This is a genomic window from Pseudomonas brassicacearum, assembly GCF_003732265.1.
Classification (GTDB): Bacteria; Pseudomonadota; Gammaproteobacteria; order Pseudomonadales; family Pseudomonadaceae; genus Aquipseudomonas; species Aquipseudomonas brassicacearum_D.
Genome location: NZ_MOBK01000446.1, coordinates 1 through 319, shown reverse-complemented (window position 1 = coordinate 319; position 319 = coordinate 1). Strand labels below are relative to the sequence as shown.

The following is a 319-nucleotide window of genomic DNA, read 5'->3' as shown; positions in this document are numbered from 1 at the left end:
ACGTCGGCCAGTTCGAGCATCGAAAGTCTCAGTGCTGAAATCCAGAATATCGGCACGGTGCTGGGGGTGATCAAAAGCGTTGCCGAGCAGACCAACCTGTTGGCGTTGAATGCTGCGATCGAGGCGGCGCGGGCTGGCGAGCAGGGCAGGGGCTTTGCGGTGGTGGCCGATGAGGTGCGTGCGCTGGCTCGACGCACGCAACAATCGACTGAGGAAATTGAACGGCTGGTCAGTGCGTTGCGCTCGGCGGCGCATTCGTCGGTGCAGCAGATTCAGAGCAGTGGGGAGTTGGTGAAGCTGGCGGTCAGTGATGCGTTGC

The 319-nt window shown here is 61.4% G+C and carries 1 protein-coding gene; it reads left to right on the top strand.

Annotation, left to right across the window (positions count from 1 at the left end; genetic code table 11):
• Window positions 1-319 (top strand): methyl-accepting chemotaxis protein (locus BK660_RS32180; protein ID WP_259698578.1); only part of this gene is annotated, 319 nt, incomplete at both ends.